This window comes from Streptomyces sp. NPDC058964, from assembly GCF_042741275.1.
Classification (GTDB): domain Bacteria; phylum Actinomycetota; class Actinomycetes; order Streptomycetales; family Streptomycetaceae; genus Streptomyces.
In genome coordinates, this window is the sequence record NZ_JBHYKH010001046.1 from 1 (window position 1) to 1,107 (window position 1,107).

Below are 1,107 nucleotides of genomic sequence, written 5' to 3' on the forward strand. Positions count from 1 at the left end.
GGCTACGAGTGGGGGAGGTGCTCACGGCACCACCACACCCCCTCCAGCTCGTCGGCGCCGACGGCACCGTCGTTCGAGGCTGTGGTGAATCCGTCCGCAGACGGCACAGCGCGGCCAGTGCCGTGACTGAACTGGCCGTCGCGCGGCCTGGAGGCGGAGGCGGATCGAGACGCGCACCCGCGACGCGAACATGTTCGTTACGATCAGGGTATGACTGCAAGAAGAGAGCCGATCAGCCGCCGGGAGCGTCCGGCCAAGCCTGCACTTTCACGGCGGTGGATCGTGGACACCGCCGTGCGGGTCATGCGCGCCGAGGGGCTGGAGAAGGTCACCATGCGCCGCCTGGCCAAGGAGCTGGACACCGGTCCGGCGTCGCTGTACGTCTACGTGGCCAACACTGCCGAACTGCACGCGTCTGTGCTGGACGCCCTGCTGGGCGAGGTCGACCTGACCTGCGGGAGCGCCGGGGACAGCTGGCGCGAGCGGCTCCGCGCCGTACTGGCCTCCTACACAGCCGTGCTGTTCGAGCACCCTCAGCTTGCCCGGTCGGCGCTCGTGGCGCGCCCCAGCGGCGAGAATTACCTGCGGCTGGTGGAGCGCGTCCTGGACCTGCTGTCGCGCAGCGGAGCCTCCCGTGAGCAGGTCGCCTGGGGCGTGGACAAGCTGCTCCAGGACGCCACGGCCACGGCCGCCGAGCATTCGACGCAGGAGCACGACCCGATGGCGGATGACGACTGGAAGGCCACCGCCCGGGCTCTGCGTTCCGTGGACGAGACCATCCATCCGGCGATCAAGGCGCACATGCCCGCCCTGGTGAGCGGCTCGCCCGGCGACCGCATGGGCTGGGGGTTCGACGTTCTGGTCAACGGCATCACGCACACACCCGTCCCTGGCGCGAAGGGCTGAAGCCACCTCGCCCACAGCCCGGGCAGCTTCGTCGTGAGCGCACGTCCCGTGGCCTCACGAGCCGAGGCAAATCACGAACTTGTTCGGAACGAACATGTTCGTTATGGTGGAGGCGTCCGGTCAGGTCCTCTCGCGACCGAGCCGTGGCGCCCCCCCGCCGCGGGGCGGGCGGGCGCGCGCCCCACCCCCAACCCCCCCGCG

At 70.5% G+C, this 1,107-nt stretch carries 1 protein-coding gene; it reads left to right on the top strand.

Annotated elements, in window-relative coordinates; genetic code table 11:
- Positions 1–210: 210 nt before the first annotated feature.
- Positions 211–906, top strand: a complete 696-nt coding sequence (locus ACFW2E_RS47545) for a TetR/AcrR family transcriptional regulator (protein WP_384478568.1) — start codon at positions 211–213, stop codon at positions 904–906.
- Positions 907–1,107: the final 201 nt, after the last annotated feature.